The organism is Lysinibacillus sp. 10T31 (genome assembly GCF_056394365.1).
Genome location: NZ_JBFTHS010000135.1, coordinates 1 through 1,370, shown reverse-complemented (window position 1 = coordinate 1,370; position 1,370 = coordinate 1). Strand labels below are relative to the sequence as shown.

Sequence of the window (1,370 nt, the reverse complement as noted above, 5' to 3'; positions counted from 1 at the left end):
GGTTCTATAATATTTGTTGGGGTATTCACACAATTCCACGCATAAAAAAAGCACAGATTCACCGATTTATATATACTTGAATTGTCGAGAAACAAGTAATAGAAAGGTGAACTGTGCAAATGAATTTTAACATGAATATCCCAGGATTAAAAGATGTAGAGATTACGAAAGTAGAAGAAGTAGGCGATCGAATCGCATTGTATGTGCAATTGCCTAAACGTACGCATCAATGTCCAGTTTGTAAAAAAGAAACATCGAAGGTTCACGATTACCGTATACAAAAGATCAATCATTTAAAATGGTTTGAACGTTTAACTATTCTTTTCTATAAACGTCGTCGTTATGTTTGTAATTGTGGAAAGCGTTTCTCTGAAAAATCCCCCTTTGTAGATAAATATCAACGTTACTCAAAGGAATGGAATCAAGTAGTGAGTATACGTGCTATTAAAGCTAAAACATTTAAAGAAGCTGCAGAAGTACTAGGTACATCATCCACGACGATTATTCGCCGTTTTAAAAAGGTAGCGAATAAACAATTAGTAGAGGGTGTACGTTTACCAAAAGCGATTGCGATTGATGAGTATAAAGGTGATACAGATGCAGGTACGTATCAGCTAATAATTGCGAATGCGGAGACGCGTGAACCGATTGATATTTTACCAAATCGTAAAAAAGAAACAATAAAAAATTACTTAAGTCAGTATGGAGCAGATGTTGAGATAGTGGTCATGGATATGAATCCAAGTTTTAAAGCAGCTGTTCGTCAATCGCTAGGTCGACCTGTTATTGTGGCAGACCGCTTTCATTTTAGCCGTTATATCTATTGGGCAATGGATGAAGTGCGCCGACAAGTACAAAAAGAATGGGACAAATACAATCGCACAAAGTGTAAACGTATGCGTCATGTATTTTATAAACGTGCATCTAAATTATCATCAAAACAACAGTGGTACTTACAGCGCTATACAGAAATGTCTGAAACATTAAAAGTAGCTCATGAATTAAAGGAAGCCTATTGTGAATGGTTTGATTGGGCAAAGGCAAAAAATGATGTCGTAGAAGTGAAGAAGCGATTACTAGCTTTTTACCGTAAGGTAGAAGAGACAAAATTACCAGCTTTCTTAAAAGCAATTCAAACATTGAAAAACTGGCAAGTAGAAATATTAAATAGCTTTAGTTTTGGTTATTCCAACGGCTTCTTAGAAGGCATTAATAATAAAACAAAAGTGATGAAACGGAATGCATATGGCTTTCGACGCTTCGATCACTTTCGAGCAAAAATCTTATTAAATTTAAAGTATAAAGATATCGGGGTTCATCTGGGTTAACGTGCTAAAAGATCACATCACCCCAACATTTGACTTAGAACC

The 1,370-nt window shown here is 35.5% G+C and carries 1 protein-coding gene; it reads left to right on the top strand.

Annotated elements, in window-relative coordinates; translation table 11 throughout:
• Positions 1 to 113: 113 nt before the first annotated feature.
• Positions 114 to 1,328: an ISL3 family transposase gene (locus AC1DCY_RS27125; protein WP_477355779.1), complete on the top strand. Its 1,215-nt coding sequence runs from the start codon at positions 114 to 116 to the stop codon at positions 1,326 to 1,328.
• Positions 1,329 to 1,370 lie beyond the last annotated feature (42 nt).